The sequence below is a fragment of the Bradyrhizobium sp. STM 3843 genome, from assembly GCF_000239815.1.
Classification (GTDB): Bacteria; Pseudomonadota; Alphaproteobacteria; order Rhizobiales; family Xanthobacteraceae; genus Bradyrhizobium.
Genome location: NZ_CAFK01000292.1, coordinates 1 through 15,760, shown reverse-complemented (window position 1 = coordinate 15,760; position 15,760 = coordinate 1). Strand labels below are relative to the sequence as shown.

Below are 15,760 nucleotides of genomic sequence, written 5' to 3'. Positions count from 1 at the left end.
ATGTCGGATGCGGTGCGCATCGCAGATCGTCTGGTCTGGCGCGACGGAGCCTTCAGCGAAGGCACCCGTCGCGTGCCGGAGGAGACCGCGATTGCGCTGACCTATAATGGCGGCACCCATGCCGTCATGATGGGGACGCCGCAGGACCTCGCCGATTTCGGCATCGGCTTCAGCCTCAACGAAGGCATCGTTGCCTCGCGCGACGACATCACCTCACTCGAGATCGTCACGCTCGATGACGGCGTCGAGATCAGGATGTGGCTTAAGCCCGAACTCGCTGCGCGCATGGCCGAACGCCGCCGCCATATCGCCGGCCCCACCGGCTGTGGCCTCTGCGGCATCGATTCGATTGCGGAGGCGGTCCGTCCACCTTCGCCGGTCCCGACTGGGCGGCGGTTCTCCCCGCGCGAGATCATGACGGCGCTCGGTTCGATCGAGCCGCTGCAGAAGCTCAATCATGAGACCCGCGCCGTGCATGCTGCGGCGTTCTGGACCGCAGGGCGTGGCATCGTCTCCCTTCGCGAGGATGTCGGCCGCCACAACGCGCTCGACAAGCTCGCGGGCAGCCTCGCACAGGCCCGCACGCCGGCGCACGATGGCATCGTCCTTTTGACCAGCCGCGTCTCGGTCGAGATGGTCCAGAAGGCAGCCGCGATGGGCGCGCCGGTCGTGGTCGCGGTCTCCGCGCCGACCGCGCTCGCGATACGAACGGCCGACGCCGCCGGCATCACGCTGGTGGCGGTGGCCCGCAACGACGGTTTTGAGATCTTCACCCACCCCGAACGGATCGCCGCCGCTATCGATGCAGACGCGCGATCCAGCCAAGCGGATACAATGCATGTCGCATGACACCCACGATCGCCTGATCTACATGGCCAACCAGATCGGCAAATTCTTTCACGCCCAGGGCCGCGACAAGACGGTTGCCGGAGTCGCCGAGCACATCAAGAAATTCTGGGACCCGCGCATGCGCAAGTCGATCTTCGCCCATCACGATGCCGGCGGCGCCGGCCTCGATCCCGATGTATTCGAGGCGATCGCCACGCTGAAGCAGGCCGCGAAGGAAAAGGCCTGAGAATCTGTCGCGGCGTTGAGCGCCGAAGCGATCAGCCCTCCAGCAGCGCCACGAACACCCTGCGCACCTCGGCCTGGGTCTCGCGCACGCGCGCTTCCAGCGCCGAGAAATCCGGCGCGTCGCCGGCGCGCGCCATCACGCGCAACAGGTCCTCGCCGGCCTGCTCCGGCTTGAACTTGCCGCTGACGCAGAGTCTGACGATCTGGGTGAGATCCTGATAGAGCCGCGCCGCCTGGCGCAGGATATAGGCATCCGCGCGCGGCAGCACCTCCAGCCGCTCCGCGTTCTCGAGCACCTGGAGCGAAGAGACGTCGAGGATCTCAGGCCGCCTGGCGGCGTGCACGAGTTGCAGATATTGCGCGATGAAGTCGATATCGACCATGCCGCCGGCGGCCTGCTTGAGATTCCAGAGATCGCCCTCGCCCTTCTCCATCGCGATCGCGCGCCGCATGTCGGCGACGTCGCGCGCGATCGCCGCAGCATCACGCGGCCGCCGCAGCGCGGTTTGAATGATCTCCTCGATCCGGGCCCGAAACGCCGGCGAGGCCGAGATCACCCGCGCGCGGGTCAGCGCCATGTGCTCCCAGGTCCAGGCCTCACGCTCCTGATAATGCGCAAACGACGAGATATGCGAGGCCAGCGGCCCGGCGCGGCCCGAGGGCCGCAGCCGCATGTCGATGTCATAGAGCACGCCGTAATTGGTGCGCGAGGTGAAGGCCGAGATCAGCCGCTGGGTGAAGCGGGCGAAATAATGCGGTCCCTGCAGCGAACGCTCGCCATCCGACTCCGGCTCATCGGGATCGAAGTCGTAAAGCAGGATCAGGTCGAGATCGGAGGACGCGGTCATCTCGCGCGCGCCGAGCCGGCCCATCGCGATAATCGCGGTCTCCTGATCCTTGATGCGGCCGTGCTGGGCGGCGAACCGCTCGGTGACGAGGCCGTGCACGGTGTGGACGATGCCCTCGGCGACGTCCGCGAAAGCAAGGCCCGCCTGCTGCGCCGATACCGTGCCGGAGAGGATGCGCGTTCCGATCAGGAACAGGCTTTCCTGGCCGAACAGCCTGAGACGATCGAGAAACTCTTCGTAGGTTCCGGCGTCCGCGAGTGTCGCCGCAAGCCGCTCCGACAATTCACGCTTGTCGGGCATGGCGCCGAAGAAGCGCGGATCGATCAGCCCGTCCATCAGCTGCGGAGCCCGCGCCAGCATGTCGCCGAGCCGCGGCGCGGCGCCGAGCACCAGCGCCACCAGCGCGACCAGATCGCGGTTCTGCCCGAGCAGCGTGATCAGCCGCCCACCCCGCTGTAGCGCCTGCAGGAAGCGGTCGAACGCGGCGACCGCGCGGTCGGGCTCGTCGGCACGCGCCAGGCAATCGATCAGCGCCGGCACGAAATCGGTGAAGGCTGCACGCGTCGTCTCGGTCCTGAACACGCGATACTCGCCTGCCAGCCATTGCTGCAGCGTCTTCGCCACCGTAACGGGATCACGGAAGCCGAGCGTGACGAGATGCTCGAGCAGCCGCGGCTCCTCGGGGCCGACGCCATATTCGACCGGCGGCAGGCTCGCCGTTCCCGTGGGATCGCCCTCGAACAGTTTCGCGTAATGGCCCTGCACGATGTCGAGCTGGAACAGCAGGTCCTTGGCAAAGGCGTCGCGATTCTCATAGCCGAAGAACTGCGCGAACCGCTCCGCCGCCTCGGGATCCTCGGGCAGGCTATGGGTCTGCTCGTCCGCGACCATCTGCAAGCGATGCTCGACCCGGCGCAGGAACTGATAGGCCGTAGCCAGCTCGTCGCGCGCCTGATCGGTGATCCAGTTGCTGGCCGCGAGCACGTCGAGCGCCTGCAGGGTCTGGCGGACGCGCAGGTCCGCGTGGCGGCCGCCCGCGATCAGCTGCTGAGTCTGAGCGAAGAACTCGATCTCGCGGATGCCGCCGCGACCGACCTTGACATTATGGCCTTCGACCGAGATCTCGCTCTGGCCGCGATAGACCTGCATCTGCCGCTTCATGTCGTGGACATCGGCAAGCGCCTGGAAATCGAGATGCTTGCGCCAGACGAACGGCGAAAGCTCCGCGAGCAGCGCCTCGCCGGCCTCGACATCGCCGGCGCAGACGCGCGCCTTGATCATCGCGGCGCGCTCCCAGGTGCGCCCCTCCCGCTCGTAGTAGTGCAGCGCGGCCTCGGTCGACATCGCCACTTGCGTTGAAGCGGGATCGGGCCGCAGCCTCAGGTCGACCCTGAAGACGTAGCCGTCAGTGGTGCGGCTCTGAAGCAGCCGCGCCATCGCCTGCGTCACCCGCACGAAGAACGGTTGCGGCTCGATGTCGCGCGCCAGATTCGTGACTTCGGGATCGAAGAACACGATCAGGTCGATGTCGCTGGAATAATTGAGCTCGCCTGCGCCCATCTTGCCCATGGCGAGCGCGAACAGGCCGCTGCCTGCTTCCGGGCGCTCGGCATCCTGAGGCAGCAGCCGGCCGCGCATGGCCTCCTGCCGGAGCAGATAGCGCAGCGCCATCTGCACCGAATTCACCGCAATGTCGGTCAGCCCCGCCGTGACCTGCATCACCGGCCAGACCCCGCCGATGTCGCACAGCGCGATCAGCAGCGCTGCCTCGGATTTCATCCGCCGCAACAGACGCATCACGTCGGCCTCGCTGCTCGCGGCGAACACCTCGCGCGAGGTCCCCTCGATCAGACCGGCAAGATGCGATTGCGGCTCGCTGCGGAGAAGGCGCAACAAGCGCGCGGCGTCGGCGCGGATGAGGTCGAAGAGATAGGGCGAGTGCTCGGCGATGCCGAGCAGGATGGTTCGCGCAACACCCTCTCCCAGCAGAGCCCGCAAGCCGGCCGCCTGGGCCGGCTCCAGTTCGGCGAGCCAGTCATTGAGGCGAGCTTCGGCTTTGACGGGCGTACGGACATGCGGGCCGCTCACGAAGCGCGCGGCCAGCATGTTTCCGTCCGCGTGTCCCGGCGCGGATGAGATCATGCGGCCTTCTGTGGCACATCCGCGGTTTGAGCTGCAAGCCTTGCGGGAAGACCTGCGGCGGCAGGTAGCAGCAGGGTTGCGACCAGGCCGGGATTGGCGTCGCTGAGCCGGAGTTCGCCACCGTGCAGGGTGGCCACCGCCGACGCCAGGCTGAGGCCGAGGCCGGAACCCGGCAGGGTGCGGCTGGCCTCCAGACGCACGAAACGCTCGACAGCGTGCTTACGCTCGGTTTCGGGAATCCCCGGACCACGATCGGTCACGCTCAGGAGCACCTGATCGCCCTGGCGCCGCGCCTCGATCCAGATCTCTTTGCTAACAGCCGCCGCCTCGGCACCGAGCGGCAGCGCAGCGGGCTTGCCGTATTTGATCGCATTCTCGACCAGGTTGGCGAGCGCCTGGCTGATCAGCTCACGATTGCCGTGAAGCGGCGCCGCCACCGCTTTGACACGCAGGACCATGCCATCGTCCTCGGCGAGCGGCTCGTAAAGCTCATGAATACCATTCGCAACCTCGGCGGCGTCGAAATCGACCATGTCGCCGCGCGCCTGGCCCGACTCGGCGCGCGCGATCATCAAGAGCGCATTGAAGGTACGGATCAGGCCGTCGGATTCCTCGATCGTGCGCTCCAGCGCGGAGCGATATTCGCCCTCGGTGCGCGACTTCGCCAGCGCCTCCTCGGCGCGGTTGCGCAAGCGCGTCAGCGGCGTCTTCAGATCATGCGCGATGTTGTCGGAAACCTCCTTGAGGCCGGTCATCAGCGCCTCGATCCGCTCCAGCATCGCATTGAGGTTTTCGGCGAGACGATCGAGCTCGTCGCCGCTGCGCCCCACCGGCAGTCGGCCCGACAGGTCGCCTGCCATGATCCGGCGCGTGGTGCCGGTCATCGCGTCGATCCGGCGCAGCACCCGGCGCGCAACGAAGATGCCGCCGCCGATGCCGAGCACGACGACCACCAGCACCGACCATTGCGCGGCCTTGGCCACGATGCCGAACATCCGCCTGCGCTCCTCCAGGTCCCGCCCGATCAGCAGGCGGAAGCCGTTACTGAGCTGTGTGACATAGACCAGCGCGCGATGGTTCTCCTCGCCGCGATCATCGAAGCGCCGGTAGAACGTCTCCGACCAGCCGGATGAGCCCATGACGCCCGGCGCAAGCGAGCCGACATTGCCGGCGATCGCCTGGCCGGTCGGCGTGGTGACGAGGTAAAGATTGGCGCCCGGGCGCAGCGCCCGGCTCTCGATGGTGAGCCCCAGCCCGTGCAGGCCGCGCCGCGAGTAGATGTCGATCATCTCGCTGATCTCGGCGGTGACGGTGGTCGAGATCTGCTCGGTGATGAGGCGGCGGGTGTTCCAGGCGAAATAGCCGAGCAGCGAGGCCGCAAACAGCGCAAACAGCGCCAGATAGACCAGCGTCAACCGGAACGCGGTGGTTCGGATCAGCTTACCGAAGGCCGTCACGGATCATGTACCCCGCGCCGCGGATGGTATGGAGCAGCGGGCGTTCGAAGCCCTTGTCGATCTTGGAGCGCAGCCGCGAGATGTGCACGTCGATCACATTGGTCTGCGGATCGAAGTGATAGTCCCAGACGTTTTCCAGCAGCATGGTGCGGGTCACCACCTGTCCGGCATGTTTCATCAGGTATTCGAGCAGCCGGAACTCGCGCGGCTGCAAGGTCAGCTCGTCCTTGCCGCGGGCGACGCGATGGGACAGCCGGTCGAGCTCGAGATCGCCGACGCGGTAGACCGTTTCCTCGGCCGGACCGCCATGGCGGCGGGAGAGCACCTCGACGCGCGCCAACAGTTCGGCGAAAGCGTAGGGTTTCGGGAGATAATCGTCGCCGCCGGCGCGCAGGCCCTTGATGCGGTCATCGACCTGGCCGAGCGCGGAAAGAATCAGCACCGGTGTCCGGTCACCCTTGTCGCGCAGCACGCCGATCAGCGACAGCCCGTCGCGCTTGGGAAGCATGCGATCGACGACCAGGACATCATAGTCGCCGGTCTCGGCCATCGCGAGCCCCTCCTCGCCATCGCTGGCGAGATCGGCGATGTGCCCGACCTCGCGAAACGCCTTCACGAGATAATCGGCGGACTCGCGGTCATCTTCGATGATCAACAGGCGCATTTCGGAAACGGGGCCGGTCACGGGTTCTGCTTCCATCTACATGGCGCGGCCGCCGTTTCGGTGCAAGGCGACCCGCGCCAGGGGGTTAATCGAGGCAGACGAAGTCAAGAAAGGTGGGCGGTGAAGCTTGGGGGGACTTCACCGCCCGAGTTCCTTCCGACGGAGGGGGGCGTTGTCCAACGGAAGGTTTAAGGGAGCGGGCACGAAGCCCGCCCCCCGAAGGAGCCCACCGGCGCGGGGGCAACATGCCGGCGATCTCCTCCGTCTCGAAAGAACAGCCTGACGCGCCACTTAGCCCTTGGCGATCGGCACCGCGACGAAGCGCGACTGGCCGCCGCTCTTCACGCGCATCAGCACGCTGTTCTTGTTATCGTTCTTGGCCGCGGCGAGCGCATCGCGCACGTCACCCGCCGAGCTCACGTTCTTGCCGGCGACTTCGAGGATGACGTCGCCTTCCTTGAAGCCGCGCTCGGCCGCCGCGCTCTTCGGATCGACCTCGGTCACGACCACGCCTTCCTTGCCGGCGCCGGCCACGCTGTTGGCCGGGGCGACCGTCAGGCCAAGCTTCGGCACGTCGGTACCGCGGGTCGGACCGCTGTTGTCGTTGCCGGTATCGGCCTTGGCCTCGATGGTGTCGGGCAGCTTGCCGAGCGTGAGGTCGATCGCCTTCTCCTGGCCCTTGTGCAGGACGTTGAGCTTGACCGCGGTCCCCGGCGCGAGGCCGCCGATGGTGCGGGCGAGCTCGCGCGCATCCTTCACCGACTCGCCGTTGACCGAGGTGATGACGTCGCCGGATTCGATCCCGGCTTTGGCGGCCGGGCCGCTGGCCTGGGGCTCAGCGACCAGCGCGCCTTCCGCCTTCTTCATGCCGAGGCTGTCGGCGATATCCTGCGTCACCGGCTGGATCTGGACACCGATCCAGCCACGGCTGACCGAGCCCTTGTCCTTCAGCTGGGCCACAACGCTCTTCACGGTCGAGGCGGGAATCGAGAACGCGATGCCGACGCTGCCGCCGGAGGGCGAATAGATCGCGGTGTTGACGCCGACCACGTCGCCGTCGACGTTGAAGGCCGGACCGCCGGAGTTGCCCTTGTTCACGGGCGCGTCGATCTGGATGAAGTCGTCATACGGCCCGTTGCCGATGTCGCGGCCCATCGCCGAGACGATGCCGGCCGTCACCGTGCCGCCGAGACCGAAGGGGTTGCCGACCGCCAGCACCCAGTCGCCGATCCGCGGCTTGCCGTCGGCCAGCTTGGCGAACGGGAAGTTCGAGCCGCCCTCGACCTTGATCAGGGCGACGTCGGTGCGCTGGTCGGTGCCGATCACCTTGGCGCTGTAGGTCTTGCCGTCGTCGGTCGTCACCTCGACCTTGCTGGCGCCGTCGACCACGTGGTTGTTGGTCACGGCAAAGCCGTCGGCCGAGATGAAGAAGCCGGAGCCCTGCCCGGTGATGGCACGGCGGCCATTGCCGCGCAGGCCTGGGATACCATCCTGACCGCCGAAGCGGCGGAAGAAGCGCTCCATCGGCGAGCCCGGCTGGAACGGCGAATCGTCATCGTTGCCGCTGTCGTCCTTGGCGACCTTCTCGTTGATGTTGACCTTGACCGAAATCACCGACGGCTTCACCCGCTCCACGATGTCGGCAAAACCGATCGGCCGGGCGACCTTGCTCACCTCATTGGCCACCTGCGCATGCGCCGGGCTCGAGAACAGGTCCACCGGACCGTTCGACGGGCTCAGGCCATAGGCCGCGACACCCAGCCCCGCAACCACCGAGGCCATCAGCGCGAATTTGCGCGCCGAGAACAGGGACAGCCGCGACTTGCGGTAGGATGGGAAGGAGGACAGGTCGGTCGGACGTTCGGTCATACGGCTTTCTCCAGAAAGGGAAACTTTTGACGTGCTGAGGTGAAGCACCGTTCAGGGATGAAAATGGGGAGTCCCGCCTTACGGCGTGCTGGCGAACGCGTTAAACTTCTGTAATGGACCGACATAGACCTGCGTCAGAATGGCGCAGGCCGTAGATTCCCCGTGAGACGGCCAGGTCACCCCCGTGGCAATGTGTCCTGGAGGTTGCGGCCTTGGCCGTCATCTCCGTCATTGCGAGCCACCCGGTCCGCGCGAAGGCGCGGCCGGACGATAGTCGGCGTCGCAATCCAGGGCCCTTGCGCGCGCGACTCTGGATTGCTTCGGCGCTCCGCGCCTCGCAATGACGCCCGTGCGCTTGCGTCGGGCGGGTTAGCCGAAGGCGTAACCCGCCGCGCCAAGCTCCACCGCGGCGAATGACGCCGCGCTGCGCAGCTTACCGATCCACAATCTCGAACAGCCACTCCACGACGACATACGTCCGCCGCCTCGCGGCGCGCTCCGCGCCCGAGCTTTGCGTCAATGTCGCCCTCTCCAGGACAGAGGGCACAGGGAAGGCCGGGCGCTGGCCGCGCCCGTGGCCCCCGTGCGGGAGAAAATGCACGGGGCAGGAACCACAGGTCTGGCCGAACACACCCGGCCTTCCCTGCGCGACGGTGTTAACGCTTATACGCGCTCTCCTTGGGGACCGGCTCTCTTGCCCCCATCATCGGCGGATCATCACCACCGACTCGGCCTCAGCACCGGGAGGCCAGGACCACACGATTTCACGTCCGCGGTCATGCCGTTCGTCGGCGAAGCGAAAGCCCCGCTGCGGCAGCCCGCGTCCATCGCATTCCGACTCCGACGTCCGTGACGATCGCGATACGTCCCCTCAGCGGAACGGAACGGGCAGAGGATACGGCTGATTTGGGGGCAGCGCCAAGCGATTTATGTTTTCCCGAAGGTCTTGACGGAGTTTTCAGGTGATTTGCCCGACGAGGGATTCCACCGCTGGGATACTGAAACGCGTATATCGATTTATCGTCCTGTTAGGAATCTTGCCTGATCAAAGTCCGCCTTTGCCCGCGCGCCATCTCCCTTCGCAGCGTATGCGACGCCCCGATTATGAAATGCAACGGCATTCCTCGGATCAATACGGATCGCCTCGGTAAAGTCCGCAATCGCGCGCTCGGATTCCCGCAGACGAGCGTGAGCGAGACCACGGTTCATGAACGCTTCTGAATAGCTTGGATTGAGCCGGACCGCATCGTCCAGATCTTGGATCGCGCGCTCGTAGTTCTGCACATAGATCATTGCCGCGCCGCGGTTGTTGAAAGCCGAAGCATCTTTCGGATTGAGACGGATAGCCTCATCATAGTCCGAGATCGCGCGATTGAATTCTTTTTTCATACGGTATGCACGACCACGGCCCAGAAAGGCCGACGCAGAGCTAGGATCGACTGCGATGACTTCGCTTAAGTCGCGAATCGCGTCCTCCACAGAGCCCTTTGCGAGATTTCCGTAGCCGCGGCACAGCTTGCTACTAGCGCTATTCGGCGCGATCCTGATGGACTCCTTGTAGTCCGCCATGGCACGATCGACTTGGTCCCTGGCATGATAGGCGACACCGCGAGCACAGTACGCAGCGGCCAAATTTGTCGGCGTTTCGCCACCCGCCTCGATTATCGCGGTACACGCTGCCACTCGTTGATCGGGCTGAGCGGCGGGAACTTTGCCCGAACACACCATCCATTCTTGCGACATCTCTGCTGCAGCCGGCGTGCCGAACAAAGCGCCAGCGAAAAACTCAGCAACGGCTATGCATTGAATAGCACGGCAACTCATTGATCATTCGATCCCGTCATCTAGCAAATGTAGCCCGCATGAGCGACAGCGACATGCGGGACCGAGAACCCGGACATCGCTTCGCTCATCCGGGCTACAGGCTAACCGCTCATCGAGCTTTTGCAACTTCTCTCCGCCGTCATTCCGGGGCGCGCGATAGCGCGAGCCCGGAATCCATAACCACTGCCGGCAATGGTCGGAACGAGATGCACCGACGGCTTTCGCCGACAATGATGGTTCGAGGTTATGGATTCCGGGCTCATGCGCTTGCGCGAATGCCCCGGAATGACGGGGGAGAGATGCGGCATGGTGGATGGGGCTGCGCTTCGTGCTAATTAATCCGTGCCTGCATACTCGAGCTACCGCACCATCTCAATCTTCACATTGGGCATCGCTGGGTCCCGGCTCTGCGGCGCAGCACTCCGTGCTGCACCGCGTCCGGGACACGGAGCGGGTGCGAAGTCGCAAAACGGCGGAGTATTTGAGCGACGGATATCTTGTCCCGGACGCGGTGCGGCACAAAGTGACGCACCGCAGAGCCGGGACCCAGACGCGCTTGGGGGCCGCAGGCGTAAGCCGCTGCGCGGCGGTCTCGGCCGACGATGGCGGATTACGCTGCGCCAATCCGCCTACAAACTACTAGCTCAGCTTGCCTTCACGCGGACGATGAACGCGTCGACCTCGCGCTTCAGGCGGCTGCTCTCGGCCGACAGCGACCTTGCGGCCGTCAGCACCTGCGAGGAGGCCGAGCCGGTGTCGGAGGCGCCGCGCTGGACGTTGTCGATGTTGGTCGAGACGCGTTGCGTGCCGCTGGCGGCGTGCTGGACGTTGCGGGAGATTTCCTGCGTGGCGGCGCCCTGCTCTTCCACCGCCGCCGAGACCGCCGCCGCAATCTCCGACAAGCGCCCGATGGTGCTGCCGATCTCCCGGATCGAGCCGACCGACTCTTCCGTCGCGGCCTGGATGCCGGAGACCTGCTGGGCGATCTCGCCGGTGGCCTTCGCGGTCTGCTCGGCCAGCGCCTTGACCTCGGAGGCGACCACGGCGAAGCCGCGGCCGGCCTCGCCGGCCCGCGCCGCCTCGATGGTGGCATTCAAGGCGAGCAGATTGGTCTGGCCGGCAATGGTGCTGATCAGCTCGAGCACGTCGCCGATGCGCGTGGCGGCTTTCGAGAGCGCGCCGACGCGCTCATTGGTCCGGCTCGCCTGCGCCACCGCCTCGCCGGCGATGCGCGCCGATTCCTGCACCTGGCGCGAGATTTCGCTCACCGAGGACGAGAGCTCTTCCGCCGCGGAGGCGACCGCCTGCACGTTGGCGGACGCCTCCTGCGACGCCGCCGCCACTTCCGTCGACAGGTCCTGGGCGCGCGAGGCCGTGGTGGTCAGCGAGCCGGCCGAGGCTTCGAGCTGGCTCGAGGCCGAGGACACCGCGCCGACGATATCACCCACGGCCTGCTCGAACTGCTGCGCCAGAGCGACCATGTCGGCCTTGCGCTGCGCGGCCTGCCGCCCCTCGGCGTCCTTCTGCTCGGCGCGCAGGCGCTCGGTCTCGACCATGTTGTCCTTGAACACCTGGATCGCCTTGGCCATCGCGCCAATCTCGTCACTGTTGCCGCGGCCGGGAATCTCGACGGCGACGTCGCCGCTCGCGAGCGATCCCATCGCTGTTGTCATCGACGCCAGCGGACCGACGATGCCACGGGCGATCAGGAACGCGACCAGGCAGCCGAACAGGACGGCAACCGCGCCGACCTTGATTTGCATCGACGTCGTACTGGCAATGGCGCGCTCGGCGGTCGCGCGCGAGACCTGAGACTCGGCATTCATACTGGTCTCTGCGGCCTTGAGCGTCTCGATGCTCTTGGCGATCAGCGGCTCGATATTGTTGAGGTAGATGTCCTCGGACTTGAGCGTTGCGGCGGCCGTCGCCTCGAACGCGTTCTTGTTGAGCTCCAGCGAGACCTTCACCGGCGCGATGGCAGACTGGACGTTCGCCGGCGGCGTCGCACTCTCCAGTGCCGCCAGTCGCTGTTCGACATTGTCGACACCCGCCCGGAAGGCCGAGGCCGACTTGGTGTCGCGCAAGGCCAGGAAGCGCCAGGTCGCGATCCGCACCAGCTGGAGCCGGGATTCGATATCCGCAACCGCGGTGATGATCTCGGCGTCCTTGGAGCCGCGCGCCGCGATGCCGAGCTTGGCGGACTTGGCAGCGAGGTCCTCGCCTCCCGGAAGCAGCGTCGCCCGGCCCGTCTTGGTCTGCTTGACCGCGTCCTGGAGCGCGTCGCGCTGCGTTCGCATCTTGGCGATATCGCTGAGGAGATCGTCGTAGAGCTTTCGGCGCTCCGCGGACAGTGATCCGCTCGCGGCGGCCTGCAGCAGCTCGGTTACCGCAGTCTCGCGATCCGCAGCCTCCTTCAGCGCGGGCTCGTTGCCGTCATGGATATAGCGCAAATTGGCGCGCTGGATCGCCTGCAGATGGTTCGAGATCTGCAGGATCCGCGCGGTGCTGTCGGAGAGCGTCGACAGGTTGGCGACCTGGTCGCGGACGGCCCACAGGTTCCAGACCGCCACGGCCGCCATGATCACGCCCACGGCCACCAGCGCTGCAAAGCCGGCGTAAAGACGCCCTCTGATCTTCAAACGGAAGCCCACCATTTCCACCCACTGTCCGCTATTTTTATGAGACGCGGAGGCAGCCCAGCGAGCCGAGGTCGCCAGGCGCCCTTCTTGCAGCATCGATCGCCGGGCGGCGATGAATGCTGAGCAGCGTGCACAATGCGCGACATTTGCTAATAGCGGGTTAGAGATGCCCCCGTGGGCTGAGCGCGGGCTACGTGATGGATGGCGGTTCCGCTGGCGTCACCAGCATCGTCATTCCGGGGCAATCGTCAATGCGCAGACGCGAAGCGAATGCGCGTTGGCGATTGAACCCGGAATCTCGAGATTGTTGCGCAAGACAATGTCGAGATTCCGGGTTCAAGGCCTGCGGCCTTGCCCCGGAATGACGGTGATAGTGGCGACAGCGCTTAAGACGGCTAAGCCGCGGCGCCTGCGCGGGGATGACACGGAATAGGTCGCGCGTCAGCTCGCCTTGACGCTGATGATGAACGCATCCACCTCGCGCTTCAGCGTCTCGGCCTGCTGCGACAGTTCGCCGGCAGCGTCGCGGGCGTCGTTGGCCATCTTGCCGGTTTCGGCCGAGGTCGAGGTGATCTGGGCGATGTGGTTGGAGACATCCAGCGTGCCGCGCGCGGCTTCCTGGACGCTTTTCGAGATATCCTGGGTGGCGTTGCGCTGCTGCGAGGTGTCGACCTCGATGCCGGACATGATGGCGCTGATCTCCGACAGCGTGGTCGAGATGCCGTCGATGGCGCCGCGCGTCTCCGCGGTGATGCCCTGGATGCTGGCGACGTGCGAGGAGATTTCGTCGGTGGCCTTGCTGGTCTGGTCGGCGAGGTTCTTCACTTCTGATGCGACCACCGAGAAGCCCTTGCCGGCTTCGCCCGCGCGCGCCGCCTCGATGGTGGCGTTGAGCGCCAACAGGTTGGTCTGGGAGGCGATCGCCTGCACCAGCTGCACCACGGCGCCGATCTTCTCGGCCGCGTCCGACAGCGCGTGAATCGTATTCTTGCTCTTCTCGGCCTGCGACGCCGCGCCTTCGGCGCGCTGGGTGGCATCGGAGACACGGCGGCTGATGGTGCCGATCGACTGCGTCATCTCCTCGGTCGAGCCGGCGACCGTCTGCACACTGCGATTGGCGTGGCTCGCCGCAGCCGCGACCGCGTTGGCCTTGGTCGTGGTGTCGTTGGCGGCGCGCGACAGCGTCTCGGCATTGCTCTTCAGCCGCACAGCCGAGGAGGCAACGCTGCCGACGACATTGGCCACCATGTCGTTGAAGGTCTCGATGCGGCCGTCGAGATAACGCGAGCGCTCGCCCTGGCGCTGCGCCTCCTGCCGCTCGCGCTCGGTCAGGCGCTGCCGCTCGATGCCGTTGGTCTTGAACACTTCGAGCGCGCTCGCGAGCAGGCCGATCTCATTGGAGAGGCCGAGGCCCGGAATCTTCGTCTCGAATTTCTGATCGGCGACGTCGCGCATCGCGCGCACCATCGCGGCGAGCGGCCGCAGGATGCCGTTCTGCACGGCCGCATAGGTGGTGAGGCAGACGGTGCAGGCGAACACGGCGATCGCGGCGCAGGCGATCAGGAAATAGGAGAAGGCCGACTGCGCCTGCTGATAGATCAGCGTCGCGTGCTCCCGCGCCGGTCCGCTCAGGCTCGCGAAATCCGACGACAGGCTCGTGATGTGGTTGTTCAGATAGAGCACCGCGATGAAGCCGGTGCCGCCGCCGATCGCCAGCAGGAACAGAAGAGACGCCACCACGCCTCCGACCAGGAAGCGGATCGTCAGATTGCTGTTGGAGAACATCGGCTTTGCTCAGAGCTACGTGGACGCATAGCCCGCAAAGTTCCAGAGAAAGGTAAAATAAGCGGTAAGTTTGGCCGCGTGACAAGCACGGAGCTGCCCTCCGTTGCGCGCATCGCGCCGCGCAATACCGCTCACGACAGCGGCGGCTTGCCTTCGGCCGACATCAACGCGGCGAGCCGCGCCTCCTCCTCGGCGGACAGGCGGGGCGTTGCATCGATGGCGCGCTGTCCGCGCCGCCGCGCCTGCAGCCAGAGCGCGATGCCGCCGCCGAGTAAAACCAAGGGCGGCAGCAGCCAGAGCGCCAGCGTCTCGCGCTCGAAGCGCGGCTTCAACAGCACGAACTGGCCGTAGCGGGCGACCAGGAAGTCAATCACCTGATGGTCGCTGTCGCCGGCCGCGATCCGCTCGCGCACGAGCAGGCGCAGATCGCGCGCCAGCGGCGCCTCGGAATCGTCGATCGACTGGTTCTGGCAGACCATGCAGCGCAGTTCGCGCGACAGGTTGCGCGCCCGCGCCTCCTTGGCCGGATCGGCCATGATCTCGTCCGGCTGCACCGCGTGAACCGCCGGCGACGCCAACAGAGCGAGCATCAGGAACATCGCCGGGAACATCCGCCGCATGGTCGCTACTCCGCCGGCTGCAGGCCGCGCAGGCTGCGCGCCGGTTGCGGAGCGCCGACGCGCAGACGCCGGTCGGACAGCGACAGCAGACCGCCAAACGCCATCAGCACCGGGCCGAACCAGATCAGAAGCACCAGCGGCTTGTGATAGGCGCGGACCGCGATGCCGCCGTCGGCGGTCGTATCGCCGAGCGAAATGTAGAGCTGGCTGACGCCGCGCGTCATCAGCGCGGCTTCCGTCGTTGACATGCCGCGGGTGGTGAAGCTGCGCTTCGACGGCGTCATCACGCCGATCCGGCGGCCGTCGACGCTGACCGAGAACGAGCTGATCAGCTCGTTGAAATTCGGGCCCTGACGCTGGCTCATGCCGTTGAATGCGATCTCGTAACCCGCAAGCCCTCTGACGTCGCCCGGACGCATGGTGCCGATGAGTTCGCTGTTCCAGGTGGTCTCGCAGACGATCCCTATCAGGGCCACGCCGAGGCCGGCATGGGCGAAGGCGGTGCCCCAGACCGCCCGCGGCAGGCCGCGCGCCCGGTGCAACGCGGTGTTCGCAGGCATCCTGAACAGGCCGATGCGCTCGGCAAGATCCGTCACCGCGCCGGCGATGACGAAGATGCCGAGCCCAATCGCGATCGGCGCCAGCGCGCTGCCGCCACGCGCCCAGGCCCAGGCCAAGGCGATCGCGACCAGCGCGACGATGCCAGCCGCCAGCAGACGCTGGGCGGCGCCGAGCAGGTCGCCGCGCTTCCAGGCCAGCATCGGCCCGAACGGGACGGCGACCAGAAGCGGCACGAACAGCGGACCGAAGGTGAGATTGAAGAACGGCGCCCCGACCG

Annotated in this window: 11 protein-coding genes; 2 read left to right on the top strand and 9 right to left on the bottom strand. The window is 66.2% G+C overall.

The window, feature by feature from the left end; all coding sequences use genetic code 11:
- Together fdhD and BRAS3843_RS29410 are read left to right on the top strand one after the other, a co-directional pair.
- A complete protein-coding gene (fdhD, locus tag BRAS3843_RS29415; RefSeq protein ID WP_175361162.1) occupies window positions 1–849 on the top strand; it encodes a formate dehydrogenase accessory sulfurtransferase FdhD in 849 nt (282 codons plus the stop codon).
- On the top strand, window positions 839–1,075 hold the full coding sequence (locus BRAS3843_RS29410) for a formate dehydrogenase subunit delta (RefSeq protein ID WP_008972792.1): 237 nt from the start codon (window positions 839–841) through the stop codon (window positions 1,073–1,075). Before fdhD ends, BRAS3843_RS29410 begins: the two co-directional genes overlap by 11 nt.
- 31 nt (window positions 1,076–1,106) lie before the next feature.
- On the opposite strand, the gene BRAS3843_RS29405 is transcribed toward BRAS3843_RS29410, so the two are convergent.
- The 9 genes from BRAS3843_RS29405 to BRAS3843_RS29365 form a co-directional block, all read right to left on the bottom strand.
- The gene (locus BRAS3843_RS29405; protein WP_008972791.1) at window positions 1,107–4,064 is read right to left on the bottom strand and encodes a bifunctional [glutamine synthetase] adenylyltransferase/[glutamine synthetase]-adenylyl-L-tyrosine phosphorylase; all 2,958 of its coding nucleotides are present in this window, start codon (window positions 4,062–4,064) and stop codon (window positions 1,107–1,109) included.
- A complete protein-coding gene (locus BRAS3843_RS29400; RefSeq protein WP_008972790.1) occupies window positions 4,061–5,521 on the bottom strand; it encodes an ATP-binding protein in 1,461 nt (486 codons plus the stop codon). Before BRAS3843_RS29400 ends, BRAS3843_RS29405 begins: the two co-directional genes overlap by 4 nt.
- Window positions 5,505–6,185 (bottom strand): response regulator transcription factor, encoded by a 681-nt coding sequence (locus BRAS3843_RS29395; RefSeq protein WP_035983198.1) that lies wholly within the window; start codon window positions 6,183–6,185, stop codon window positions 5,505–5,507. The genes BRAS3843_RS29400 and BRAS3843_RS29395 overlap by 17 nt, the downstream gene beginning before the upstream one ends.
- 291 nt (window positions 6,186–6,476) lie before the next feature.
- Window positions 6,477–8,054 carry a Do family serine endopeptidase gene (locus BRAS3843_RS29390; RefSeq protein WP_008972788.1) on the bottom strand — a complete coding sequence of 526 codons (1,578 nt, stop codon included), beginning with the start codon at window positions 8,052–8,054 and terminating at the stop codon, window positions 6,477–6,479.
- Window positions 8,055–9,071: 1,017 nt separating this feature from the next.
- A complete protein-coding gene (locus BRAS3843_RS29385; protein ID WP_083841458.1) occupies window positions 9,072–9,878 on the bottom strand; it encodes a tetratricopeptide repeat protein in 807 nt (268 codons plus the stop codon).
- Window positions 9,879–10,522: 644 nt separating this feature from the next.
- On the bottom strand, window positions 10,523–12,532 hold the full coding sequence (locus BRAS3843_RS29380; RefSeq protein ID WP_008972784.1) for a methyl-accepting chemotaxis protein: 2,010 nt from the start codon (window positions 12,530–12,532) through the stop codon (window positions 10,523–10,525).
- Between the two features lie 426 nt (window positions 12,533–12,958).
- The gene (locus BRAS3843_RS29375) at window positions 12,959–14,302 is read right to left on the bottom strand and encodes a HAMP domain-containing methyl-accepting chemotaxis protein (protein ID WP_008972783.1); all 1,344 of its coding nucleotides are present in this window, start codon (window positions 14,300–14,302) and stop codon (window positions 12,959–12,961) included.
- 131 nt (window positions 14,303–14,433) lie between these two features.
- The gene (locus tag BRAS3843_RS29370) at window positions 14,434–14,922 is read right to left on the bottom strand and encodes a cytochrome c-type biogenesis protein (RefSeq protein WP_008972782.1); all 489 of its coding nucleotides are present in this window, start codon (window positions 14,920–14,922) and stop codon (window positions 14,434–14,436) included.
- 5 nt (window positions 14,923–14,927) lie between these two features.
- On the bottom strand, window positions 14,928–15,760 hold an 833-nt coding region (locus BRAS3843_RS29365; RefSeq protein WP_035983195.1), incomplete at its 5' end, for a cytochrome c-type biogenesis CcmF C-terminal domain-containing protein.

Coding starts and splice junctions, on each gene's coding strand:
- fdhD (WP_175361162.1), top strand. CDS start 1: ATGTCGGATGCGGTGCGCATCGCAGATCGTCTGGTCTGGCGCGACGGA.
- BRAS3843_RS29410 (WP_008972792.1), top strand. CDS start 839: ATGTCGCATGACACCCACGATCGCCTGATCTACATGGCCAACCAGATC.
- BRAS3843_RS29405 (WP_008972791.1), bottom strand. CDS start 4,064: ATGATCTCATCCGCGCCGGGACACGCGGACGGAAACATGCTGGCCGCG.
- BRAS3843_RS29395 (WP_035983198.1), bottom strand. CDS start 6,185: ATGCGCCTGTTGATCATCGAAGATGACCGCGAGTCCGCCGATTATCTC.
- BRAS3843_RS29390 (WP_008972788.1), bottom strand. CDS start 8,054: ATGACCGAACGTCCGACCGACCTGTCCTCCTTCCCATCCTACCGCAAG.
- BRAS3843_RS29385 (WP_083841458.1), bottom strand. CDS start 9,878: ATGAGTTGCCGTGCTATTCAATGCATAGCCGTTGCTGAGTTTTTCGCT.
- BRAS3843_RS29380 (WP_008972784.1), bottom strand. CDS start 12,532: ATGGTGGGCTTCCGTTTGAAGATCAGAGGGCGTCTTTACGCCGGCTTT.
- BRAS3843_RS29375 (WP_008972783.1), bottom strand. CDS start 14,302: ATGTTCTCCAACAGCAATCTGACGATCCGCTTCCTGGTCGGAGGCGTG.
- BRAS3843_RS29370 (WP_008972782.1), bottom strand. CDS start 14,922: ATGCGGCGGATGTTCCCGGCGATGTTCCTGATGCTCGCTCTGTTGGCG.